The sequence below is a fragment of the Xanthomonas sp. LF07-6 genome, assembly GCF_034105445.1.
In the GTDB taxonomy this organism is placed as follows: Bacteria; Pseudomonadota; Gammaproteobacteria; order Xanthomonadales; family Xanthomonadaceae; genus Xanthomonas_A; species Xanthomonas_A sontii.
Genome location: NZ_JAXGGI010000002.1, coordinates 37,570 through 59,067, shown reverse-complemented (window position 1 = coordinate 59,067; position 21,498 = coordinate 37,570). Strand labels below are relative to the sequence as shown.

Below are 21,498 nucleotides of genomic sequence, written 5' to 3'. Positions count from 1 at the left end.
AGGGCCCGTGAGCAGCCAAGCCACCACGAGACACGCCGCATGAGCGCGGCGCAGGAGCGCACCGCCGCGCGCATGCCGCGGCAGATTCCGTACATCATCGGCAACGAGGCCTGCGAGCGCTTCAGCTTCTACGGGATGCGCAACATCCTGGTGCAGTTCCTGATCACCTCGCTACTGCTGCAGGAAGTGACGGCGCCCGGCCGCGAGGCCGAAGCCAAGCACATCATGCACAGCTTCATGATCGGCGTGTACTTCTTCCCGCTGCTCGGCGGCTGGCTGGCCGACCGCTTCTTCGGCAAGTACAGCACCATCCTCTGGTTCAGCCTGATCTACTGTGTGGGCCACCTGTGCCTGGCGCTGTTCGAGGGCCATCGCAACGGCTTCTTCCTCGGCCTGGGCCTGATCGCGCTGGGCGCGGGCGGGATCAAGCCGCTAGTGGCCTCGTTCATGGGCGATCAGTTCGACCAGGGCAACAAGCACCTGGCGAAGGTTGTGTTCGACGCCTTCTACTGGATCATCAACTTCGGCTCGCTGTTCGCCTCGCTGTTGATCCCGCTGGCGCTGAAGAACCTGGGGCCGGCGTGGGCGTTCGGCATCCCCGGCATCCTGATGCTGGTGGCGACCCTGGTGTTCTGGGCCGGGCGTCACCGCTACGTGCGCGTGCCGCTGCCGCCCAAGGATCCGCACGGTTTCGCTCAGGTGGTGCGCACCGCGCTGCTGCGGCAGGCGCCGGGGCAGGGGCGTCCCGGCCTGGCCCTGGCCGGCGTGGCGGTGCTGCTGGCGCTGGCGACGTTCGCCCTCGTGCCGACCCTGGGCCTGGTGATCTGCCTGTGCCTGGCGCTGGTGTTGCTGCTGGCCGGCATCGGCGGCGGCACCTGGTGGCAACTGGAGCGCGCCCGCGCGCTGCATCCGGATGCGGCGGTGGACGGCGTGCGCGCGGTGCTACGGGTGCTGGTGGTGTTCGCGCTGGTCACCCCGTTCTTCTCGCTGTTCGACCAGAAGGCCTCGACCTGGGTGCTGCAGGGCCAGCAGATGCAGATGCCGGCGTGGTTCAGCGCCTCGCAGATGCAGGCGCTGAATCCGGCGCTGGTGATGCTGCTGATCCCGTTCAACAACCTGGTGCTGTATCCGCTGCTGCGCCTCCGCGGCTACGAGCCGACCGCGCTGCGGCGGATGACCGCCGGCATCGCCTTCAGCGGCCTGGCCTGGATCGTGGTCGGCACGCTGCAGGTGATGATGGACGGCGGCGACGCCCTGTCCATCGCCTGGCAGATCCTGCCGTACGCGCTGCTGACCTTCGGCGAAGTGCTGGTCTCGGCGACCGGCCTGGAATTCGCCTACAGCCAGGCGCCGCAGTCGATGAAGGGCGTGGTGATGAGTTTCTGGAACCTCACCACCACGGTCGGCAACCTGTGGGTGCTGCTGTCCAACGCGGCGGTGCGCAACGACCGCGTCACCGCGCACATCGGCAGCACCGGGCTCAGCGAGACCGCGTTCCTGATGTTCTTCTTCGCTGCCTTCGCGTTCGTCGCCGCACTGCTGTTCGGGCTGTACGCGCGCCGCTACCGCATGGTCGACCACTACCGCCCCGCCTGAGACCCCGCATGCCCTCCGTCACCCCCGTCAATCTGATCCTGATCGTCCTCACCGTGCTGGTGTCGTGGGCGGCGTTCAACAACCGCCGGCTGCTCGACCGGCTGATCCTGTGGCCGCCGGCGATCGACCGCCACAAGCAGTACGACCGGCTGGTGACCTACGGCTTCATTCATGCCGATTTCCCGCACCTGCTGTTCAACATGGTCACGCTGTACTTCTTCGGCGGCCCGATCGAGGTGCTGATGGAGCGGCTGACCGGCAACATGCTGGTGTATCCGCTGTTCTACCTGTCGGCGTTGGTGGTCTCGATCCTGCCCAGCTACCTGAAGAACCAGAAGAACCCCAACTACATGAGCCTGGGCGCCTCCGGCGCGGTGTCGGCGGTGCTGTTCGCCTTCATCCTGATGGCGCCGTGGACCGGGATCTTCTTCTTCTTCATCCCGATTCCGATCCCGGCGATCCTGTATGCCGTGTTCTATGTTGGCTACAGCATCTGGATGGACCGCCGCGGCGGCGACAACGTCAACCACAGCGCGCACCTGGCCGGTGCGGCGTTCGGCGTCATGTTCCTGCTGATCATGGAGCCGTCGGTGCTGCAGCACTTTTTGGGCGAGCTGGCGAACCCGCGCTTCGGGCGCGGCTGATCCGCGACGCGGTGGCGTCCGCACGGGCGTGCGGCGCCGCGCGATCGGCACATCTCTCATTCGCTGCGCTGGGTATGCGCCGTGGCGCCGATGCGGTCGTGGGCACGCATCGCGCATGGGGCAGGTGGCGGTCCGTCAGGCCGCCCTCTGTGTTCAGCGGGTCTGCTGCCCGCGCAACTGCACCTTGGCGCTGCCGATGGCGGCGTTCTCGTAGGTGCGCTTGAGGCGCTGGTAGACCTCGTCGTCGAGCTGCTGGAACTCGCCGCCCTGGTGGTCGCCGCTGACCGACAGTTGGAATAGCCCTTCCAGCAAGGAGGCGTTGTGGTCGCCCTGGTCGTATTTGCTCTCGGTCTCGCTCATGCGCGTGGTTCCCTGTTGGATCGCTGCGTGATGGGAGGTGCAACTCCCATGCCAGGTTTTCGGCCTGTCCTGGCGGTATCGGCCGCGCGCGGCACGACTTGAGCGGCGTACGGCTGACGCGCCGCGTCGGCGGCGTGACGCCCTGGGGCAGGTGTTTCACATCGCCGCGGCAAGCCGCAGCGGACACTGCCTGCTCCGCGACACATTCCACTTCCCATGTCCGTACCGAACGTCCCGATCGCGCACGATCCGCAGCAGCACCGCTTCAGCCTGCAGGTCGACGGCCACCGCGCCGAACTCGACTACGTGCTGGAGCAGGGGCGCATGGTCATCACCCACACCGGGGTGCCTGGCCCGATCGGCGGGCGCGGGCTGGCGGCGCAACTGGTCGCCGCCGCGCTGGACCATGCGCAGGCACAAGGCTGGAAGGTGGTGCCGGCGTGTTCGTACGCGGCCGTGTTCATCCAGCGGCATCCGCAATACGCCGCGCTGCTCGATTGAGCATCGGGCACCGCAACGGCGCGATAATGCGCGCCACTTTTACAGGCATTGCAGGAACAGGGGCAGTCGACGTGAGCAGGGCAGAGACGATGGGCAACGGGCGGATGGCATGGACGGCACTGGCGGTCGCCGCGGCGCTGGCACTGGCCGGCTGCAAACGCGAGGAACCGGCCGCCGTACCGGCGCCCGCCGCGGCACCGGCACAAAGCGAGGCTTCCGCGGCGCCGGAGCCGGCGCAGACCACACCGCCGGAACTGAAGGACATCGTCGAACACAGCCCCAGCTATGTGGTCGGCATCACTTTTCCGCCGTCGATCAACCGCTACCCCGGACTGGCCGAGGCGGCCAACCGCTACGCGCAGAGCGCGCGCAGCGAGCTGATGGAAGCGGTCGACGGGCTGGGCAACGATCGCCCGCGCGCGCCCTACGAACTCTCGCTGCAGTTCGAGATGCTGCTGGAGCGTCCGGACCTGGTCGCGCTGAGCGCCGACGGCAGCCGCTACACCGGCGGTGCGCACGGCGAACCGCTGGTGGCGCGTTGGGTGTGGCTGCCGCAGCAGCAGCGCATGCTCACCGCCGAGACACTGATCCCGGATGCGTCGCACTGGAAGCAGGTGGCCGGCTACGTTGCCGCGCAGCTGCGCCAGGCGGTGCAGACGCGGGTGGATGCCGAACAGGTGCCGCCGGAGGACCAGGACGAGCAGGTGCGCAGCGCCAGCAAGATGATCGCCGAAGGCACCGAGCCGCAGCCCGGCAACTTCAGCCAGTTCCAGCCGTTGGTCGACGCGGCGGGCAAGATCACCGCCTTGCGTTTCGTGTTTCCGCCGTACCAGGTGGGGCCGTACGCCGATGGCACGCAGACGGTGGACGTGCCGGCCAGCGTGCTGCGCGAGCTGGTGGCACCGGAATACGCGCCGCTGTTCGCCGCCTGAGCGGTGGCCGGCGCGCCAGCGCGCGTCGGCGTGCGGTGCACCGCGTCGACAGCATGCGGGAACGCAACGCGTGCCCTCGTCGGAACGATGCGCAATGGGTAGCATTGGCGGCTACCCCACTTGCAATCGATTTCTTATGGGCAGTTTCGATCAGACCGAGCGGCGCGTGGCGCACACCTGCGCGCGCTATCCGGCCTTCCCGCGCGAGCCCGCCGTCCTGGTCCGGCTGGTCAAGCACCTGTACAAGCGCGTGCATGCCAACGCCAGCGGCGTGCTCAAGGCGTACGGCATCAGCCCGCCGGAGTACGAGATCCTGATGATGCTGTACGGCACGCCCGAGCAGTGCATCACCCCTACTGAGGTGGCCGAGGCCGCCAGCGAGAAGCCGGCCAACATCACCCGTCTCACCGACAGCCTGTGCAGCAAGGGGCTGCTGTCGCGCACGGCCAGTCCGGAAGACCGGCGCAAGGTTGCGCTGACCCTGCAGCCGGCCGGCATCGCCCTGATCGAACGTTTGCTGCCGGACGTGTGTGCGTTCCTGGAGACGGAAACCGCGGCGCTGGATGCCGGCGAGCAGCAGCAACTGGAGAGACTGCTGAAGAAGATGCTGGCCGGCATCGACGGCCTCGACGCTGCCACCGAGTCGAAGACGCAGGCAGCGCTGCCCTGAGGGCACCTCGAAGAAGGTGCGTCCGCGGCATCGAGCGTGAATCGATGTGCTGCAGGAGTGGCTTCAGCCGCGACCGGCTTGTCGGAAACGCGCGTCGCGGCTGAAGCCGCTCCTGCCGGACGCGTTCCGGTGTGCTTCGGAGGTGTTCTAGGCGCGTTGCCCATCCCAAAGCAGGCAGGACATCGGCCTGTTCCTAGCGCCAGCCGCGTGCGCGCGCGCGCTGTTCGCCGTCGGCATCCAGCGCCTCGCCGGCGATGCGCGCATCCACCGCCTGCAGCACCGCGGCCGGCATCGTGCTGGCGGCCATGCGCATGCCGCCGCCGTCGTTGTTTTCGCCGGCGGGCACCAGCAATTCCACCCGCCATGCGCCGTCGCGCTGGCAGGCCAGGCCGGCGCTGGCGCGCGGCATGGCGAAGGTGCGGCAGTAATGGCCGTCGCGATCGCGGAAGCTCAGGCCGATGCGCACGCTTCCCTGGGACTGGCCGGACAACTGCTGCGTCAGCGCCTGCGCCAGCGCGCCCTCGGCGACGCTCCCTTGGGCCGCCGCGACCGTCGGGCCGTGCGCATCGTCCTGCGGCAATTGCCGCTGCGCGATCCACAGCCCCAGCAACAGCGCCGCCGCCAAGGCCGCCGGCAGCGCCCAGCGGCGCCGCGCACGCGGCCGCAGCGGCGTCGGTCGGCTTGCCTGCGCCGTCGCATGGATGGGCGAGGGCGGCAGCGCGGCGACAGCGGCGTCCTTGCCGGGCGCGCCGGTCGGCCGTGCCCGCGCGGCGGCGAGCAGGCGTGCGGGCACCGCTTCGTCCAGCACCGGGGCGAAGCCGGCGCGCAACCGCGCCTGCAGGCTGCGCAGCCGCTCCAGCGCCTGCGCCAGCTGCGGGTCGCTGCGCAACGCCGCTTCCACCTGGGCGGCCTGCGCCGCATCCAGTTCGCCGTCGGCGTAGGCCTGCAGCGTGAGTGCGTCGATCGTAGTGTTCATGCGGTCGCCTCCAGTGACGCCTGCAGGGCTTCGCGCCCACGCGCGAGCCGGCTGGTGAGTGTGCCGAGCGGAATCTCCAGCACCGCCGCGGCATCCTTGTAGGACAGGCCTTCGATCAGCACCAGTGCGATCGCCAGGCGTTGTTCCTCGGGCAGGCCGGCCATCGCGGCCTGCACCGCCATCCAGTCCTGCTGCCGCTCCAGCGGCGTGTCGCCGACGTGTTCGCCCTCGGCGGCATCGACGAACACCTGCCGCCGTCGCCGCTGCGCCCGCACCTCGTCGATCCAGGCGTGGCGGATGATGCCGTACAGCCAGTACTGCAGCGGCGTCTCCGGCCGCCATTGCCCGGCGCGGCGCAGCGCGCGCTCGATCGCGATCTGCAGCAGGTCGTCGGCGTCCTCGCGATGGCCGGCGACGGCACGCGCGAAGCGCCGCAACTGCGGCAGCAGGGTACAGATGCCGTCGCCGACGGCGGCCGTGGGATCGGCGTGCATGTCGGTGATACGTTCGGCGGAGGGGTTTTCTTCCATGGGCGCGGCGCGGCGTTCACCGCGTGTCGGGATGGCAGGATTAGTGTGGCACGCCAACAGGGGCGGACAACGGAGCGGGACATGGCGACGGGCAGGCGAATGCGCTGGATGGCCGTGGCATGGCTGGCTGTGGCGACACCGGCGTTGGCGCAGCTGGCGTTGCCGTCGGCGGGCGGGCTGGTACAGGACGTCACCCAGGGCATGCAGGGCGGCATGAATCGGTTGGGAGAATCGCTGCAGGATGCGCGCGGCGATCTCGAACGGCTGCGGCTGAAACGCCTGCAGGCGCTGCTGCGCAGCGATCCGCGCGGGCTGGAGCGCGACGAGGGCGGCGCGGTGGTCATGCGCGGGCAGGTGGTGGCGCTGGAACCGGAGCCGGCCGCGCTGCAGGCGGCGCAGGCGGCCGGCTTCACCGTATTGGAGCAGCGCAGCTTCGGCGAATTCGGCCTGCGCCTGGTGGTGCTGCAGGTGCCGTCGGGCCTGTCCACGCGCCGCGCCCTGCAGCAACTGCGCGAGCGCGATCCGCAGGGCGAGTACGACTACAACCACGTCTACAGCGGATCGGCGGCGGCAGCGCCAGCCGGCGCGTCCGCCGCTCCGGCAGCCGCTGGCGCCGCGACGGGCGGATTCGTGGTCGGCCTGATCGACAGTGGCGTGGACGCCACGCATCCGGCGCTGGCCGGCGTGCAGGTGCAGACCTGGGGCTGCGACGGGCAGGTGCGTGCGCAGCCGCATGGCACCGCCGTCGCCTCGCTGCTGGCCGGACGCGCGGTGGCGCACGGACCGTTCGCGCGCACCCTGTATGCGGCCGACATCTATTGCGGCCAGGCCGATGGCGGCACCGTCGTCGAGCTGGTCGGGGCACTGGCATGGATGGCGCAGCAGCAGGTGCCGGTGATCAACATCAGCCTGATCGGCGGTCCCAACCGCGCGCTGCAACTCGCCGTGCAGCGCATGCTCGCGCGCGGCCACGTGCTGGTCGCGGCGGTGGGCAACGACGGCCCGGCGGCACCGCCGCTGTATCCGGCGGCCTATCCCGGCGTGATTGGCGTCACCGCGGTGGATGCGCGTGGGCGGGTCTTGCCGGAGGCGGGGCGTGGGCCGCAGGTGGCCTTCGCCGCAGTCGGCGAATTGATCGCCGCCGCGCCGCAGGGCCGCTGGCAGACGCAGCGCGGCACCTCCTTCGCGGCGCCGCTGGTGGCGCGGCTGGCGGCGCAGGCACTGTCGCAGCCGAACCCGCAGGCGGCCGCGCAGCTGCGCATGCAGTTGCAGGCGCAGGCGCGCGATCTCGGTGCGCCCGGCGCCGATCCGGTGTACGGCGCCGGCCTGCTCGGTGCGGACCTGGCGCTGCAGCGCGCGCCGGGCGGCTGAACGCATTCTGTCTGCGTCCCGCCTGCACGGGATGTTCCGCGTCGCTCGACTCGTAGGGAGACATGAGAGCCGCAGATGGCCTGCGGCGACACGAGGAGAATGCGATGAACGGCAAGACTCTGTTGGCGAGCGCGGTGCTGGTGGCGTCGGTGGCGCTGACCCCGGGCGTGGCCGGCGCGCAGTTGCTGGGCGGTGCGGGCAGCGTGGGCGGTGCGGTCAACGGCACCATGGGCGGCCTGGGCGGCGGCAGCCTCGGCGGCAACGGCATGGGCGCCGGCCGCCTGGACGCCGGAGTGCCGCTGGATGCCGCGCGTAGTGGCATCGAGCAGTCGTCGCAGCGTGCGCGGATGGCGGCGCAGCGGGCGACGGCGCGTGGCGCGGCCACCGCGGACGGTGCGGCGCAAACCGCCGGCGCTGCGGTGAACCAGGGCCGCACGCTGGCCGGCAATGCCGCCGCCAGTGGCAGTGCGGCGGCACGCAGCGCGGCCGCCAGTGCGACGGGCCAGGCCGACGGCGCGCTCGGCGCGACGACCAGCGCGGCCAATCCCACTGCGGCGCTGTCGACCGCCGGCAATGCCGCCGGTGCAGTCAATGGCGTGACCGGTAACGGTGCTGCGTCGCGTGCGGCCGGTAACGGCAACGGCAACGGCGCCGCCAGCGGCGGCAGCTTGCCGACGGTGCCGGCGCTGTCCGGCAGCGGCAGTGCCAACGGTGCGGCCAGCGGCAGCGCCTCGCACAGCGCGGGCACGCATGGCGGGTCGGTGTCGGGCCAGGCGGGTGCGGGCGGCCAGGGCGGTGCGCAGGCCGGTAGCGGTCAGGCGCAGGGCCAGGCCGGCGGCAATGCCTCGCTGGGTGCCAGCATCAACGCCTCCGGCGACGGCCAGTAAGCCGCGGACGGCCACGCGCGACGTACCGCGCGTCGCCATCGCGATGTCAGGCTGAAAAAAACGACGCCCGGCTGAGCCGGGCGTCGTGCGTTTCGCGTCATGCGGGTTGGTCGTGGGAGCGTCCCAACGACGTCGTCGCGACGTCGCGGCACGGCCGGGGCCGTGCCGAGGTGCGCCTCAGCGTGAGCTCGGCGTCGCCGCCGGCGCGGCGTTGAGGCCGCGCTTCTCCAGCAAGGGCTCGATCTGTGGCGCGTGCCCGGCGAAGTCCTGGAACAACTGCATCGCATCGACGCTGCCGCCGCGCGAGAGCAGGGTCTTGCGGAAGCGGTCGCCGTTGGCGCGGCTCAGCCCGCCGTGCTGCTTGAACCATTGCTGGGTGTTGGCATCCAGCACCTCGGACCAGATGTAGGCGTAGTAGCCGGCCGCGTAGCCGCCCATGATGTGGCTGAAGTACGGCGTACGGTAGCGCGGCGGCACCGGCGGGTAGGCGATGCCGTCGGCCGCCAGCGCCTTGGCCTCGAAGTCCATCACGCCCGAGGCCGGCGGCACCTGGCCGGGGCTGAGCTGATGCCAACGCTGGTCGAGCATGGCCGCGCCCAGGTACTCGGTGGTGGCGAAGCCCTGGTTGAACTTGGCGGTGGCCACCACCTTGTCCAACAACGCCTGCGGCATCGGCGCGCCGCTCTGGTAGTGCTTGGCGTAGTGCTTGAGGATGGCCGGATCGTCGGCCCACATCTCGTTGACCTGCGAGGGGAACTCGACGAAGTCGCGCGGCACGCTGGTGCCGGCGAAGTAGGGGTACTTCACGTTCGAGAACATGCCGTGCAGCGCGTGGCCGAATTCGTGGAACGCGGTGGTGACCTCGTCCCAGGTCAGCAGGGTCGGCTGGCCGGCCGGCGGCTTGGGGATGTTGAGGTGGTTGGCGACCACCGGCTTGTCGCCGGTCAGCGCCGACTGCGACACGTAGGAGCTCATCCAGGCGCCACCACGCTTGGATTCGCGCGCGTACATGTCGGCGATGAAGATCGCCAACTGGCTGCCGTCGGCGTCGAACACGTCGTAGACCAGCACGTCGTCGCGGTAGGTCGGCAGGTCGGTGCGCTGCTTGAAGGTCAGCCCGTACTCCTGGTTGGCGGCGTAGAACACGCCGTTTTCCAGCACGTTCTTCAGTTCGAAGTAGGGCTTGAGCTGGGACTCGTCGAAGTCGTACTTGGCCTGGCGCACCTTCTCGGTGTAGTAGGCCCAGTCCCAGGCCTCGAGCTTGAAGCTGGGCTTGCCGGCGGCCTTCTGCTCCTGGTCGATCATCGCCTGCAGGTCGGCGGCCTCGCGCTTGGCGTTGGCCACCGCGGCCGGGGCCAGTTTGCCGAGCATCGCGTTGACCGCTTCGGGGGTCTTGGCGGTCTGGGTTTCCAGCGAATAGGCGGCGTGGTTCGGATAGCCGAGCAGCTTGGCGCGGTCGGCGCGCAGGGTCATGATCCGCGACACCAGCGCGGTGTTGTCGTACGGGCCGCCGTGGCTGCCGCGCGACACCGAGGCTTCGTAGATCTTCTGCCGCAGGGCGCGATCCTTGAGCTGGGCCAACGGCGGCTGGCCGGTGGTGTTGAGCAGGGCGATCACGTACTTGCCGTCGAGCTTGCGCGCCTTGGCCGCTTCGGCGGCCGCGGCGATCTGCGCGTCGGACAGGCCGTCGAGCTGCTTGACGTCGTCCACCACCACCGCGGCGGCGTTCACTTCGGCCAGCACGTTCTGGCTGAACTTGGTGCCCAGTTCGGCCAGTTCGGCGTTCATCGCCTTGAGCTTGGCCTTGTCGGCGTCGTTGAGCTTGGCGCCGTCGCGGACGAAGTCGCTGTGGTACTTCTCGATCAGGCGCACGCCCTCCGCGTCCAGGCCGAGCTGGTTGCGGGTGTCGTACAGCGTCTGGATGCGCGCGAACAGCTTGGGATTGAGCGCGATCGCGTCGCGGTGCGCGGCCAGCTTGCCGGCGTACTCTGCCTGCAGCTTCTTGCGGGTGTCGTTGGTGTCGGCGCCGACCAGGTTGAAGAACACGGTGGTGGCGCGGTCCAAGACCTGCCCGCTCTTCTCCATCGCCACGATGGTGTTGTCGAAGGTCGGTTTGGCGGTCTGATCGGCGATGGCCTGCATTTCCTTCAACTGCTGCGCCATGCCGGCGTCGAACGCGGGCGCGAAATCGCTGTCCTTGATCTTGTCGAACTGCGGGTAATGCAGCGGCAGCGGGCTTTCGGCGAAGAACGGGTTGGCCTGCGTGGCCGCCGTGGCGGCGGTGGGCGTGGTGGCCGGAGCGGCGTAGGCGGGCATGGCGAGTCCGAGCGTGGCGGCGAGGGCAAGGGCGAGGCGAGAGGTCATCAAGCGGTATCCGCAATCATGGTGATCGGGCAGGCTACCCCAGGCCGGCAGGCGTGACCCGTGACGAAAGCCATGGGAGCGCTGCAGCATCGACGCTTGTTTCGCAAGGCTTTGCGGCATTTGGCGTGAACCTTGATGCAGTGCGCTCTTCGGCGTGGCTGTGCCGGTGCAGTCACGCCTCGGTGGTGCGCTGGCGGTGTATTGCTGGTTCGCGCGGACGTCTGCGACGCGGCCTCGCGCATCGGCTGCGGCCCGCTGGCGACGCCTGCGGCCACCGCGTAGCATCGCCTCGACACAGCGCCGCTGCGGCGCGCCGCACCACGAGGATCCATGGACACGCCGACCACCGCCTATGCCTTTACCGCGACCACCCTGGACGGGCAGGAGCAGCCGCTCGCCGAGTACGCCGGCAAGGTGCTGTTGATCGTCAACGTCGCCTCCAAGTGCGGCTTCACCCCGCAGTACGCCGGGCTGCAGGCGCTGTGGCAGCGCTACCGCGAACGCGGGCTAGTGGTGCTGGGCTTTCCCTGCGACCAGTTCGGCCATCAGGAGCCGGGCGATGCCGCGGAGATCCGTCAGTTCTGTTCGCTCAGTTACGACGTCGATTTCCCGATGTTCGCCAAGGTGCAGGTCAACGGCGATGGCGCGCATCCGCTGTGGCGCTGGCTCAAGCAGCAAAAATCCGGGCTGCTCGGCATCGCTGCGATCAAGTGGAATTTCAGCAAGTTCCTGGTCGGCCGCGATGGCCAGGTGCTGGCGCGTTATGCGCCGACCGACAAGCCGGAAGCGCTGGCTGCCGATATCGAGCGGGCGCTGGGGTGAGTAGGCAACCTGGGGAATCCAAGCTGCTGGGGTAGTGCTCTTGTGGGAGGGACTTCAGTCCCGACGCGTTTAGCTGAAAAGCGTCGGGACTGAAGTCCCTCCCACAAAATACTCCCCACTATTTCGCTTTGACCTGCCGCCGTGTCGCTTATCCGGCAGGAGCGGCTTCAGCCGCGATGCTTTACCGGGAACGCCCGTCGCGGCTGAAGCCGCTCCTATGGTCGGAGACGCGCAGCGCCGTCACTTCTCGACGAAGGCGCGCTCGAACACGTAATGCCCCGGCGAGCCGATGCGCGGCGAGGCGACGAAGCCGCGGGCGTCCAGGGTATGGCGCAGGTCGGCCAGCATCTGCGGGCTGCCGCAGATCATCGCGCGGTCGTGTTCCGGGTTCAGCGGCGGCAGGCCGAGGGTGCGCTGCATTTCGCCGCTCTCGAGCAACTCGGTGAGGCGGCCGCGATTGCGGAAGTCCTCGCGGGTCACCGCCGGGTAGTACAGCAGCTTCTCGCGGATGGTCTCGCCGAGGAACTCGTGCTGCGGCAGTTCCTTCTCGAAATAGTCGCGGTAGGCCAGGTCCTTCTCGAAGCGCACGCCGTGGGTGAGGATCACTTTGTCGAAGCGCTCGTAGGTCTCCGGGTCCTTGATCACCGACAGCCACGGCGCCAGGCCGGTGCCGGTGCCCAGCAGGTACAGGTGACGGCCCGGATGCAGGTCGCTGATCAGCAGGGTGCCGGTGGGCTTCTTGCCGACCAGCACCGAATCGCCGGGCTTGATGTGCTGCAGACGCGAGGTCAGCGGGCCGTCCGGCACCTTGATGCTGAAGAACTCCAGCTGCTCTTCCCAGTTGGCGCTGGCGATGGAATAGGCACGCAGCAGCGGCCGCGTCTCCGTCTCCAGGCCGATCATCACGAACTGGCCGTTGTCGAAACGGAAGCCGTCGTTGCGGGTGGTGGTGAAGCTGAAGTAGTCCTCGGTCCAGTGGCGGACATCGAGCACCGTTTCGGGGCCAAAAGCGGAAGACATGCCGTTGATCGTGATGGGGAAGGAACGGCGATCATTCTACCCCATGCCGGTTCAAATGAGATCAAATCTCATTTGGGGGTGGGCCGATCACGGCGATCCGGCTCACTTCTCGAACGAAACCTCGTAGGACAGGTACAGCGGCGCCCGCGGCGGCGCCAGCAGCGGGCGCTGGCGCAGGAAACGCTCCAGACACAGGGCCAGTGGGGTGGTGCCATTGCGCCAGCTGGCGCCGACGCTGCCGTCGGCCTGCACCTGCACGACCACGGTGAACGGCGAGGTGTCCGGGCGCGGCGTGGCGCAGCTGGCCACGCCCTCGTCCAGCGCCGCGCGTTGCAGGGTCTGCAGGCGTTCCTGCATGGACGCCGGCAGGCCGGCCTCGTCGCGGTCGGCCAGGGCCTTGGCCGCGGCGTAGTCGGACGGTGCCGGCGTGTCGGCGGCGGGAGCGGCGAGCGCCGGGACGGCGAGGGCGGCGGCGAACAGGCAGGGCAGGGTGCGGAGCATGGCGGTGTCGGAAGGGGCGGACCAGGCTCAACGATACCCAGCGGCCTGCAGTTCGAACAGTTCCGCGTAGCGGCCGCCCTGCGCCATGAGTTCGTCGTGGGTGCCGCTGGCTTCGATCCGGCCGTCGGCCAGGACCAGGATGCGGTCGGCCATGCGCACGCTGGAGAAGCGGTGCGAGATCAGCACCGCGGTGCGGTTGTCGGACAGCTCCTTGAAGCGCTGGAACACCTCGAACTCGCTGCGCGCGTCCAGCGCGGCGGTCGGTTCGTCGAGGATCATCACCTGCGCGTCGCGCATGTAGGCGCGGGCGATGGCGATCTTCTGCCACTGGCCGCCGGACAGGTCCACGCCGGTCTTGAAGCGGCGCCCGATCACCTGCGCGTAGCCCTGCGGCAGGCCGTCGATCAGCTCGGCGGCCATCGCCCGCTGCGCGGCGGCACGGATCCGTGGCGCGTCGTCCAGCGCGTCGACCTGGCCGACGCCGATGTTCTCGCCCGCGCTGAAGTGGTAGCGCACGAAGTCCTGGAAGATCACCCCGAGGTTGGCGCGCAGGTCGTCCAGGTCGTAGTCGCGCAGGTCGCGCCCGTCGAGCAGGATGCGGCCCTCGTCCGGGTCGTACAGCCGCGCCAGCAGCTTGACCAGGGTGGTCTTGCCGGCGCCGTTCTCGCCGACCAGGGCCAGCACTTCGCCGGCGCGCAGGGCGAAGTCCAGGTGCCGCACCGCCCACTGTTCGGCGTCCGGGTAGCGAAAGCCGACGTTCTCGAACACGAAGCCCTGCACGATCGGCCGCGGCACCGGTACCGCGCCCGGGCGGGTGCGGATCTCCGGGACGATGCGGAAGAACGAGTACAGATCGTCCAGGTACAGCGCCTGCCCGGCCACCTGCGAGAAGCCGATCAGCAGGCCTTCCAGCAACTGCCGCAGGCGCAGGAAGCTGCCGGCCAGGAAGGTCAGGTCGCCGATGCTGAAGTCGCCGCGCACGGTGCGCCAGGCGATGTAGCCGTAGGCGCCGTAGTAGCCCAGCGTACCCAGCGCCGCCAGCAGCGTGCCCCACAGCATGCGCTTGCGCGCCAGCGCGCGGTTGGCCTGGAAGTAGCGGTCGGCCAGGGCGCGGTAGCGCGCGATCAGGAAGTTGTGCAGGTTGAAGATCTTCACTTCCTTGGCGGTCTCGACGCTGGCGCCGAGCTGGCGCAGGTAGTCGAGCTGGCGGCGTTCGGCCGTCCACTGGAAGTTGAGCGAGTAGCCCAGCGCGTTGAAGTGCGCCTCGCCGATGAAGGCCGGCACCAGCGCCACCGCCAGCAGGGCGATGAGCCACGGCGCGTAGACCAGCAGGCCGACCGCGAAGCTGACCACGGTGATCGCGTCCTGCACCTGGCCGAACAACTGGCTCATCAGGTTCATGCGGCCCATGGTCTGGCGCCGCGCGCGGTCCAGCCGGTCCTGCTGCTCCGGATCCTCGAAATCCTCCAGGTCCAGCTGCGCGGCGTGCTCCATCAACTGCACGCTGGTGGTGTTGTTGAACAGCTCCGACAGCAGCGTGTCGGCATAGCTGACCAGCCGCCCGAGCAGGTCCGAGGCGATCGCCAGCGCCAGCTCCAGGCCCAGCAGTTCCAGCAGCCGGTTCAGGCGGCCGCTGGCCAGGGCCTGGCCCAGCGTGTCGAACCCGGGCGATTGCCCAACCAGGTGGATGGCCTCGTCGATGATCAGCTTGCCGACGTACAGCGCGGCCACCGGCAGCAGCGCGCGGATCACGCGCAGGCCGATGCTGCTGAGGGTCAGCCAGCGGCTGGTCTGCCAGATCTGGCGCAGGAACGGCGGCAGGTTGCGCATCGCGTCGAAGCGCTCGCGCAGGCTCGGACCGGTGCGGGGCGCGGCGCGGGCGCCGCCATGGGAGGGGGAGGTGGAGGCCATCGGCGCATTGTGCCGGGGCAGGGTGTGCGCGGGGAGTGTGGGCTGCGCCGGGACGCAGGCTGCACCGGGGCTGACCCGGGTGACTGGCGCGCGCATTCTGAGGGCGGGGGCGTGGGGTAGCCTCGTCGACGTCCAGCCGAGGCTCCTGCGATGTCCGATCCCGTTGCGCTTGCCGTCGCCCGCCTGCGTGCGCACCTGCCGTCGTGGCGCGAACTGGTCGGTTGCGCGGTTTTCGTCCTGGTCGCCGCCGCGCTGCTGCGGTGGGGCGAGGCGACCATGGTGGTGTTGACGCTGTCGTATGCGGTCTTCGCGATCGGCTACAGCCTGTTCCGCTTGTTCGGCGGTCGTGGTGGCATCGACCTCGATCAGCTCTGGCGCGAGGTGCTCAATGCGGTCCTTGGTCTGTGCTGATGGGGTTCGTAGCGGCGTGGGCAGCCCGGCGCGACGGCTGTGTCATGCGGCGTGTCGCACCCTCACCCCAACCTCTCTCCCGGGGAGACGGGCGAGCGCGTCCCTTCTCCCTGCGGGAGAAGGTGCCCCGAAGGGGCGGATGAGGGTACGGGCGAAGCCTCGAAAATGCTTGCTACCGCCAGGCGTTCCATGGCGGCCGTACCCTCACCCCAACCCCTCTCCCGGGGGGAGAGGGGCTGATGGAGGCGTCTGGCGGGAGCCTCTTTCGGCTTACTCGTCCAGCCGCAGCGTCAGGCACTTGGCGGCGCCGCCGGCCTTGAGGAATTCGTCCAGCGGGGTCTGCACCACGCGGTAGCCGATCGCGGCCAGTGCGGCGCACAGTTCGGACGAGGCGCGGTTGAGCAGCAGGGTGTCGTCCAGGTCCACCGCATTGCAGGCGAAGGCGAGGGCATCGGCCTCGCCCACGACGATGCGCCGCGAGGCCGGGATGTGCTGCGCGATCGCCTGTTGCGCGTCGGCGTCGAAGGCGGCCGGGTAGTACAGCAGGTAGCCGTCGCGCAGCGGGCAGAAGCAGGTGTCCAGGTGGTAGAAGCGCGCGTCGACCAGGCGCAGCGGCACCACCTCGATGTCCAGCAGGTCGGTCAGCTCGTGCGCGGCGGCCAGGTCGCTGCGGTGGCCGTGGCCCATCCACAGCCGGCGTGCGCCGCGGTCCAGCAGCGCATCGCCGGCGCCTTCGAAATACACCTGCTCGGGCAGTTCGCAGATGCGCAGGCCGGCCTGGCGGCACCAGGCGGCGAACAAGGCTTCCTCGCCACGGCGTTCGGCGTGGCGGAAGCGGCTGGGCACGAAACGGTCGCCGAGCACCAGGCCGGCGTTGGCGCTGAACACCATGTCCGGCAGGCCCGGCGCGGCAGCGATGCAGTCGACGCGGGCGCCTGCCGCCTCGGCAGCTGCCACCAGCGCGTTCCACTGCGCCTGCGCGCGCTCGCGGCTGGCGGCGTGGACGTTGCCTTCCATCCACGGATTGATCACGTAGTCCACCGCGAAGTGCTGCGGCGCGCACATCAGCAGGCGATGGCGGTAGCTGGCGCTGGCGCGGGACTGCGGTTCGGGGGAGGCGAGGGCCAGGTCGGTCTCGTCGGCCAGGCCGACAGCAAGGGCGTTCTCGATCATGCGCGCGCTCCACGTCTGGGATGCGCGCCACGCTAGCGGCGGCGTGTTGCGGGGACATGTCGGTGGACTGGTGGCGTACGCCAGCGGGATTGGGGATTCGTGCAAGCAGAGCCGCGCGCGCTGGGGGGCTGCCTGGCGTTGGCGTGTAGGCCGTACGTCCAGCTGCCAGCACTCGGGATTCGGAAGCGCTATGCATCCCGCCGGTTGCGCGATCCTGCCTCCGAATCCCCAATCCCGACGCGCAGCACCCTTACGGCAGCGCCGGCTGCAGCCCCACGCTCAGCCGGTTCCAGGCATTGATCAGGGCCACGGCCATGGTCAGCGCGCTGATTCCGGCCGGGTCGAACTGCGCCGTCAGTGCGTCGTACACCGCCTGCGGCGGCGCGCCGGCAGGCAGCGTGGTCAGCGCTTCGGCCCAGTCCAGCGCGGCGCGCTCGCGGGCGTCGAAGAAGCGGCTGTCGCGCCAGGCGGCGAGGGTGTCGAGCTTGCGCGGTTCGGTGCTCGCCCTGCGCAGGGCGGTGGCATGCATGTCGATGCAGTAGGCGCAGCCGTTGAGCTGGGAGACGCGCAGGAACACCAGTTCGGTGAGGGCACTGCCGAGCGTGCCGTCGTGGACCTGCTGGCTGGCGCTGAGCAGGGCGCGGAATGCGTCGGGTTCGTGGCGGGTGTAGTCGATGCGATGGAAGTGCATGGTGGGTCGCGCATGGCGGCCAGCATGGCCGCCTTCCCCTCCAGGACGCGGCGGTGCGTCGCGGCGTGACAGCGCCGGCGCAGGTCAGTCACGGCTGGCTGCAGGTCGCGCCGTCGGCGCCGGCAACTTGTCCGGGTTCATCAGCGTTAGCACTTCGGCGATGCGCTCGCCGTCGATCACCACCAGCGTCGCCGACTGCAGCCGCGGCCCCAGGAAGCGCAGGATCGCCGGTTCGCCGTTGACCGTGCCGATCCGCGCCTGCAGGCCCAGGCCGCGCCGCGCCACGGCCCAGTACAGCCGGCCGATGCGCTCGGCGCCGTGCAGCGGGCGCAGGCTGGCGGTGACGTTGCCGCCGCCGTCGGAGCGCAACTGCGCGTCGGCATGCAGCAAGGCGACGATGGCGGCGCGGTCGCCGCGTTGCGAGGCGTGCAGGAAGCGCTCCAGCAACTGGCGGTGACGTTCGGGCGTGACCGCGAAGCGGGCCTGACCCTGGCCGAGCCGTTCGCGCGCCCGGTGCACCAGTTGCCGGCAGCCGGCCTCGCTGCGCTCCAGGGTGCGGCCGATCTGCGCGTAGTCGTAGTCGAACGCTTCCTTCAACAGGAACGCCGCGCGCTCGTGCGGGTTCAGCCGCTCCAGCAATGCCAGGAACGCCAGCGACACCTGCTCGGCGCGGTCGTGGCGCTCGGCCGGGTCGGCGTCGTCGGCGATCTCCAGCGGCTCGGGCAGCCACGGCCCGACGTAGTGGACGCGGGCGCTGCGCGCCGCGCGCAGGCGGTCCAGGCCGAGCCGGGTGGTGGCGGTCACCAGCCAGGCTTCGGGGTCGCGGATCGTGCCGCGGTCGCTGGCCTGCCAGCGCAGCCAGGCGTCCTGCACGATGTCCTCGGCGTCGGCGCGGCTGCCGAGCAGGCGGTAGGCCAGGCCGAACAGCCGGGGGCGGTGGGATTCGAAGGTCGGATCGTGGGTCATGATGACCAGGACGGAACAGGGCGTGCCGGCGTGACAGCGGGCGGGGCCGCCACTTTGCCCTAAAATGGGCGGGTTTCCCCCCGCCAGCCGCAGAGCCAGCCGTGACCTCGATCAAGCAGGAAGACCTCATCCAGTCCGTCGCCGACGCGCTGCAGTACATCAGCTACTACCATCCGGTCGACTACATCAAGAATCTGTCCGCGGCCTACGAGCGCGAGCAGTCGCCGGCGGCCAAGGACGCCATCGCGCAGATCCTGATCAATTCGCGCATGTGCGCCGAGGGCCACCGGCCGATCTGCCAGGACACCGGCATCGTCACCGTGTTCCTCGAGATCGGCATGAACGTGCGCTGGGACGACGCCACCATGGGCGTGGAAGACATGGTCAACGAGGGCGTGCGCCGCGCCTACAACCATCCGGACAACAAGCTGCGCGCCTCGGTGCTGGCCGACCCGGCCGGCAAGCGCCAGAACACCAAGGACAACACCCCGGCGGTGGTCAACGTGAAGGTCGTCCCTGGCGACACCGTCGACGTCATCGTCGCGGCCAAGGGCGGCGGCTCGGAGGCCAAGAGCAAGTTCGCCATGCTCAATCCCTCCGACTCCATTGTCGACTGGGTGCTCAAGACCGTGCCGACCATGGGTGCCGGCTGGTGCCCGCCGGGCATGCTCGGCATCGGCATCGGCGGCACCGCCGAGAAGGCGATGCTGCTGGCCAAGGAAGCGCTGATGGAGCCGATCGACATCGTCGACCTGCAGGCCCGCGGCGCGTCCAACCGTGCCGAGGAGCTGCGCCTGGAACTGTACGAGAAGGTCAACGCGCTGGGCATCGGCGCGCAGGGCCTGGGCGGCCTGACCACGGTGCTGGACATCAAGGTCAAGGACTATCCGACCCACGCCGCCAACCTGCCGGTGGCGCTGATCCCCAATTGCGCGGCGACCCGCCATGCGCACTTCACCCTGGACGGCAGCGGCGCGGTGATGCTGGAGCCGCCATCGCTGGAAGACTGGCCCAAGCTGACCTACAACCCGACCAATGCGCGCCGGGTGAACCTGGACACCATCACCCGCGAGGAAGTGGCCAGCTTCAAGCCGGGCGAGACGATCCTGCTCAACGGCAAGCTGCTCACCGGCCGCGACGCCGCGCACAAGCGCATGATCGACATGCTCAACCGCGGCGAGACGCTGCCGGTGGACTTCACCAACCGCTTCATCTACTACGTCGGCCCGGTCGATCCGGTGCGCGACGAAGTGGTCGGCCCGGCCGGTCCCACCACCGCCACGCGCATGGACAAGTTCACGCGGCAGATGCTGGAGCAGACCGGCCTGCTGGGCATGGTCGGCAAGTCCGAGCGCGGCGATGCGGCGATCGCCGCGATCCGCGACAACAAGGCGGTGTACCTGATGGCGGTCGGCGGCTCAGCCTACCTGGTGTCCAAGGCGATCAAGGCCAGCAAGGTGCTGGCGTTCGAAGACCTGGGCATGGAGGCGATCTACGAGTTCGAGGTCAAGGACATGCCGGTGACCGTGGCGGTCGATGCCAGCGGCGAGTCGGTGCACAAGACCGGCCCGCGCGAGTGGCAGGCGCGCATCGGCAAGATCCCGGTGGTGGTCGAGGCCTGATCGGCCGCAGCGCGGACGCCGACGAAGTCGCCGGCGTTCCGCGCGGCGCTGGCGGTGCGCCGGCGCCGCGGCAATAATCGGCGCTGGTTCCGCCTCCGGGGAAAGCGTCGTGTCCATCGTGCTTTACGGCTCGCCCAGTACCGCCTCGTTCGTCGTGCACTGGTTGCTGATCGAACTGCAGGTCGATTTCGAACTGCGCATGCTCGATTTCGAGCGCCAGGAGCAGAAGAGCCCCGAGTACCTGGCGCTCAACCCGCAGGGGCGGGTACCGACGCTGGTGCTGGACGGGCAGGTGCTGACCGAATCGGTCGCCATCGCCATGCACCTGGCCGACCTCTATCCGCACGCCGGCCTGGCGCCGCCGCCCGGCACCCATGAACGCGCGGCCTATTACCGCTGGATGCTGTTCGGCGCCTACACCCTGATGCCGGCCTACCGCGACTGGTTCTATCCCGACGAACCGGCCGGTGCCGACAATGCCGAGCGCGTGCGCGCCAGTGCCCGCGCGTTCCTGGAAAAGGCCTGGGACGAGGTGGCGACCCACCTGGAGCAGGGCGGCCCGTATCTGCTCGGCGAGCACTGCAGCGCCGCCGACTTCGTGCTGGTCATGCTGATGCGCTGGTCGCGCAACATGCCGCGGCCCACCGACAGCTGGCCGGCGCTCAAGGCGCTGGCCGAGCGCATGAAGGCGCGCCCGGCGTTCCACGAAACCTATCGGCGGGAAGGCATTACCGATTGGGCGTGAGCAGCGGAGCGGAAGCGCGGATCCGGAAGCAACGGCGGCTACGTCGTGTGGCGTGGGCTGTCGGGGTTCCGGCAGCTTCCCCGGACAACGAAGATGAGTTCGTTGAAACTCTGCTGGTCCGTTTTTTCTGGTCTTCGACATGAGCGCCGAACCAGCAAAGCGCTGATTCACAAGCACGTGCGCTGACCGTTCACGTGGTTTGCGCTCACCCGTACGGAAGCATCGCGCGTCGCTGAGTAGCCAGCGGCGCCCCCTCCTGCGTCATCTTGTCGCACCCGCCACTGCGGCCGACCCGCTGCCGACGCGGCCGCCTAGAATGATGCGGTGTCCGCCCTCCGTGCTCCCGCCCGACTGCGCCGCCTGATGCGCTGGCCCGCCTTGCTGGCCGCGCTGTTGCTGGTGGTCGCGCCGGTGGCCAGCCGCCTGCTGGAGACCGCAAGCCTGTCGGTGCCGATGTGCACGACGGCCGGGTTGCAGGCGATGCCGGAACTGCCACCGGAACACGGCGCCGCGCACGCGATCCACGCCGATCACCACGAGGTGTCGGGCGCACAGCGCGACCATGGCCCGGCACATGCCGCCTGCGACTACTGCCTGCTCGCCGCACGGCTGCTGCCATGGCTGGCGATCGTCCTGCTGCTGGCCGCTGCGCTGCCCGCGCCTGCAACCGCGGCGCCATTGCGCCACCGTATCCACGCTGCTGTGCGCTGGCGTGCGCACGGCGCACGCGGGCCGCCACCGAATCTCCAGAGCGCTCTCCTGTTTCCGGTGCGCTAGGCGCGCCGGCGCCGTTCTTTTCTGGAGT

22 protein-coding genes are annotated in these 21,498 nt (G+C 69.6%); 12 read left to right on the top strand and 10 right to left on the bottom strand.

The features are described from left to right. Positions 1–39: 39 nt before the first annotated feature. Positions 40–1,596, top strand: a complete 1,557-nt coding sequence (locus SLW56_RS04800) for an oligopeptide:H+ symporter (RefSeq protein ID WP_320694419.1) — start codon at positions 40–42, stop codon at positions 1,594–1,596. 8 nt (positions 1,597–1,604) lie between these two features. Continuing rightward, positions 1,605–2,240 (top strand): rhomboid family intramembrane serine protease, encoded by a 636-nt coding sequence (locus SLW56_RS04795; RefSeq protein ID WP_017912452.1) that lies wholly within the window; start codon positions 1,605–1,607, stop codon positions 2,238–2,240. Positions 2,241–2,393: 153 nt separating this feature from the next. Here the strand turns inward: SLW56_RS04795 and SLW56_RS04790 are convergent, their stop codons facing one another. Next, positions 2,394–2,600: a hypothetical protein gene (locus tag SLW56_RS04790; RefSeq protein WP_017909505.1), complete on the bottom strand. Its 207-nt coding sequence runs from the start codon at positions 2,598–2,600 to the stop codon at positions 2,394–2,396. Between the two features lie 216 nt (positions 2,601–2,816). Here SLW56_RS04790 and SLW56_RS04785 point away from each other — a divergent pair, with 216 nt between their 5' ends. The 3 genes from SLW56_RS04785 to SLW56_RS04775 all read left to right on the top strand — a co-directional run bounded on the left by SLW56_RS04785 (position 2,817) and on the right by SLW56_RS04775 (position 4,703). Next, positions 2,817–3,101: a GNAT family N-acetyltransferase gene (locus SLW56_RS04785; protein ID WP_017915076.1), complete on the top strand. Its 285-nt coding sequence runs from the start codon at positions 2,817–2,819 to the stop codon at positions 3,099–3,101. A gap of 104 nt (positions 3,102–3,205) precedes the next feature. Continuing rightward, positions 3,206–4,033, top strand: a complete 828-nt coding sequence (locus SLW56_RS04780) for a DUF3298 and DUF4163 domain-containing protein (protein ID WP_150410210.1) — start codon at positions 3,206–3,208, stop codon at positions 4,031–4,033. Between the two features lie 136 nt (positions 4,034–4,169). Further along, a complete protein-coding gene (locus SLW56_RS04775) occupies positions 4,170–4,703 on the top strand; it encodes a MarR family transcriptional regulator (RefSeq protein ID WP_148829723.1) in 534 nt (177 codons plus the stop codon). 193 nt (positions 4,704–4,896) lie between these two features. On the opposite strand, the gene SLW56_RS04770 is transcribed toward SLW56_RS04775, so the two are convergent. Beyond that, on the bottom strand, positions 4,897–5,679 hold the full coding sequence (locus tag SLW56_RS04770; RefSeq protein WP_320694418.1) for a hypothetical protein: 783 nt from the start codon (positions 5,677–5,679) through the stop codon (positions 4,897–4,899). Continuing rightward, positions 5,676–6,209: an RNA polymerase sigma factor gene (locus SLW56_RS04765; RefSeq protein ID WP_017907990.1), complete on the bottom strand. Its 534-nt coding sequence runs from the start codon at positions 6,207–6,209 to the stop codon at positions 5,676–5,678. Before SLW56_RS04765 ends, SLW56_RS04770 begins: the two co-directional genes overlap by 4 nt. A 108-nt stretch (positions 6,210–6,317) precedes the next feature. Here SLW56_RS04765 and SLW56_RS04760 point away from each other — a divergent pair, with 108 nt between their 5' ends. Further along, on the top strand, positions 6,318–7,580 hold the full coding sequence (locus SLW56_RS04760) for a S8 family serine peptidase (protein WP_320694417.1): 1,263 nt from the start codon (positions 6,318–6,320) through the stop codon (positions 7,578–7,580). Positions 7,581–7,684: 104 nt separating this feature from the next. Continuing rightward, complete coding sequence (locus SLW56_RS04755; RefSeq protein WP_320694416.1) at positions 7,685–8,467, top strand: hypothetical protein; 783 nt, start codon at positions 7,685–7,687, stop codon at positions 8,465–8,467. A gap of 177 nt (positions 8,468–8,644) precedes the next feature. Here the strand turns inward: SLW56_RS04755 and SLW56_RS04750 are convergent, their stop codons facing one another. Further along, positions 8,645–10,831, bottom strand: coding sequence for a M3 family metallopeptidase (locus SLW56_RS04750; protein WP_320694415.1), 2,187 nt, complete (start codon positions 10,829–10,831; stop codon positions 8,645–8,647). 330 nt (positions 10,832–11,161) lie between these two features. On the opposite strand from SLW56_RS04750, the gene SLW56_RS04745 reads away from it, so the two are divergent. Next, positions 11,162–11,653 (top strand): glutathione peroxidase, encoded by a 492-nt coding sequence (locus tag SLW56_RS04745; protein ID WP_295926024.1) that lies wholly within the window; start codon positions 11,162–11,164, stop codon positions 11,651–11,653. 240 nt (positions 11,654–11,893) lie between these two features. Here the strand turns inward: SLW56_RS04745 and SLW56_RS04740 are convergent, their stop codons facing one another. The 3 genes from SLW56_RS04740 to SLW56_RS04730 form a co-directional block, all read right to left on the bottom strand. Further along, a complete protein-coding gene (locus SLW56_RS04740; protein WP_026143480.1) occupies positions 11,894–12,673 on the bottom strand; it encodes a ferredoxin--NADP reductase in 780 nt (259 codons plus the stop codon). A gap of 102 nt (positions 12,674–12,775) precedes the next feature. Beyond that, positions 12,776–13,174 (bottom strand): hypothetical protein, encoded by a 399-nt coding sequence (locus SLW56_RS04735; protein WP_320694414.1) that lies wholly within the window; start codon positions 13,172–13,174, stop codon positions 12,776–12,778. 27 nt (positions 13,175–13,201) lie between these two features. Beyond that, on the bottom strand, positions 13,202–15,085 hold the full coding sequence (locus tag SLW56_RS04730; protein WP_017915536.1) for an ABC transporter ATP-binding protein: 1,884 nt from the start codon (positions 15,083–15,085) through the stop codon (positions 13,202–13,204). Positions 15,086–15,235: 150 nt separating this feature from the next. Between SLW56_RS04730 and SLW56_RS04725 the strand changes: the two genes are divergently transcribed. Continuing rightward, a complete protein-coding gene (locus SLW56_RS04725) occupies positions 15,236–15,496 on the top strand; it encodes a hypothetical protein (RefSeq protein ID WP_267085523.1) in 261 nt (86 codons plus the stop codon). A gap of 270 nt (positions 15,497–15,766) precedes the next feature. Here SLW56_RS04725 and SLW56_RS04720 read toward each other — a convergent pair whose 3' ends face one another. The 3 genes from SLW56_RS04720 to SLW56_RS04710 all read right to left on the bottom strand — a co-directional run bounded on the left by SLW56_RS04720 (position 15,767) and on the right by SLW56_RS04710 (position 18,326). Beyond that, a complete protein-coding gene (locus tag SLW56_RS04720) occupies positions 15,767–16,669 on the bottom strand; it encodes an arginine deiminase-related protein (protein WP_320694413.1) in 903 nt (300 codons plus the stop codon). Between the two features lie 250 nt (positions 16,670–16,919). Then, a complete protein-coding gene (locus SLW56_RS04715; RefSeq protein ID WP_267085525.1) occupies positions 16,920–17,360 on the bottom strand; it encodes a carboxymuconolactone decarboxylase family protein in 441 nt (146 codons plus the stop codon). An 84-nt stretch (positions 17,361–17,444) separates the two neighbouring features. Then, positions 17,445–18,326, bottom strand: coding sequence for an RNA polymerase sigma-70 factor (locus SLW56_RS04710; RefSeq protein WP_320694412.1), 882 nt, complete (start codon positions 18,324–18,326; stop codon positions 17,445–17,447). A 101-nt stretch (positions 18,327–18,427) separates the two neighbouring features. Between SLW56_RS04710 and SLW56_RS04705 the strand changes: the two genes are divergently transcribed. From SLW56_RS04705 to SLW56_RS04695, 3 genes are all read left to right on the top strand, one after another. After that, on the top strand, positions 18,428–19,948 hold the full coding sequence (locus SLW56_RS04705) for a fumarate hydratase (RefSeq protein ID WP_152239854.1): 1,521 nt from the start codon (positions 18,428–18,430) through the stop codon (positions 19,946–19,948). Positions 19,949–20,057: 109 nt separating this feature from the next. Beyond that, positions 20,058–20,693 (top strand): glutathione S-transferase family protein, encoded by a 636-nt coding sequence (locus SLW56_RS04700; protein WP_017915531.1) that lies wholly within the window; start codon positions 20,058–20,060, stop codon positions 20,691–20,693. 363 nt (positions 20,694–21,056) lie between these two features. Next, positions 21,057–21,470 carry a DUF2946 family protein gene (locus SLW56_RS04695; RefSeq protein WP_320694577.1) on the top strand — a complete coding sequence of 138 codons (414 nt, stop codon included), beginning with the start codon at positions 21,057–21,059 and terminating at the stop codon, positions 21,468–21,470. Positions 21,471–21,498 lie beyond the last annotated feature (28 nt).

Coding starts and splice junctions, on each gene's coding strand:
- SLW56_RS04740 (WP_026143480.1), bottom strand. CDS start 12,673: ATGTCTTCCGCTTTTGGCCCCGAAACGGTGCTCGATGTCCGCCACTGG.
- SLW56_RS04755 (WP_320694416.1), top strand. CDS start 7,685: ATGAACGGCAAGACTCTGTTGGCGAGCGCGGTGCTGGTGGCGTCGGTG.
- SLW56_RS04765 (WP_017907990.1), bottom strand. CDS start 6,209: ATGGAAGAAAACCCCTCCGCCGAACGTATCACCGACATGCACGCCGAT.
- SLW56_RS04725 (WP_267085523.1), top strand. CDS start 15,236: ATGTCCGATCCCGTTGCGCTTGCCGTCGCCCGCCTGCGTGCGCACCTG.
- SLW56_RS04715 (WP_267085525.1), bottom strand. CDS start 17,360: ATGCACTTCCATCGCATCGACTACACCCGCCACGAACCCGACGCATTC.
- SLW56_RS04750 (WP_320694415.1), bottom strand. CDS start 10,831: ATGACCTCTCGCCTCGCCCTTGCCCTCGCCGCCACGCTCGGACTCGCC.
- SLW56_RS04795 (WP_017912452.1), top strand. CDS start 1,605: ATGCCCTCCGTCACCCCCGTCAATCTGATCCTGATCGTCCTCACCGTG.
- SLW56_RS04745 (WP_295926024.1), top strand. CDS start 11,162: ATGGACACGCCGACCACCGCCTATGCCTTTACCGCGACCACCCTGGAC.
- SLW56_RS04720 (WP_320694413.1), bottom strand. CDS start 16,669: ATGATCGAGAACGCCCTTGCTGTCGGCCTGGCCGACGAGACCGACCTG.
- SLW56_RS04770 (WP_320694418.1), bottom strand. CDS start 5,679: ATGAACACTACGATCGACGCACTCACGCTGCAGGCCTACGCCGACGGC.
- SLW56_RS04735 (WP_320694414.1), bottom strand. CDS start 13,174: ATGCTCCGCACCCTGCCCTGCCTGTTCGCCGCCGCCCTCGCCGTCCCG.
- SLW56_RS04800 (WP_320694419.1), top strand. CDS start 40: ATGAGCGCGGCGCAGGAGCGCACCGCCGCGCGCATGCCGCGGCAGATT.
- SLW56_RS04695 (WP_320694577.1), top strand. CDS start 21,057: ATGCGCTGGCCCGCCTTGCTGGCCGCGCTGTTGCTGGTGGTCGCGCCG.
- SLW56_RS04790 (WP_017909505.1), bottom strand. CDS start 2,600: ATGAGCGAGACCGAGAGCAAATACGACCAGGGCGACCACAACGCCTCC.
- SLW56_RS04780 (WP_150410210.1), top strand. CDS start 3,206: ATGGCATGGACGGCACTGGCGGTCGCCGCGGCGCTGGCACTGGCCGGC.
- SLW56_RS04760 (WP_320694417.1), top strand. CDS start 6,318: ATGGCCGTGGCATGGCTGGCTGTGGCGACACCGGCGTTGGCGCAGCTG.
- SLW56_RS04710 (WP_320694412.1), bottom strand. CDS start 18,326: ATGACCCACGATCCGACCTTCGAATCCCACCGCCCCCGGCTGTTCGGC.
- SLW56_RS04775 (WP_148829723.1), top strand. CDS start 4,170: ATGGGCAGTTTCGATCAGACCGAGCGGCGCGTGGCGCACACCTGCGCG.
- SLW56_RS04730 (WP_017915536.1), bottom strand. CDS start 15,085: ATGGCCTCCACCTCCCCCTCCCATGGCGGCGCCCGCGCCGCGCCCCGC.
- SLW56_RS04785 (WP_017915076.1), top strand. CDS start 2,817: ATGTCCGTACCGAACGTCCCGATCGCGCACGATCCGCAGCAGCACCGC.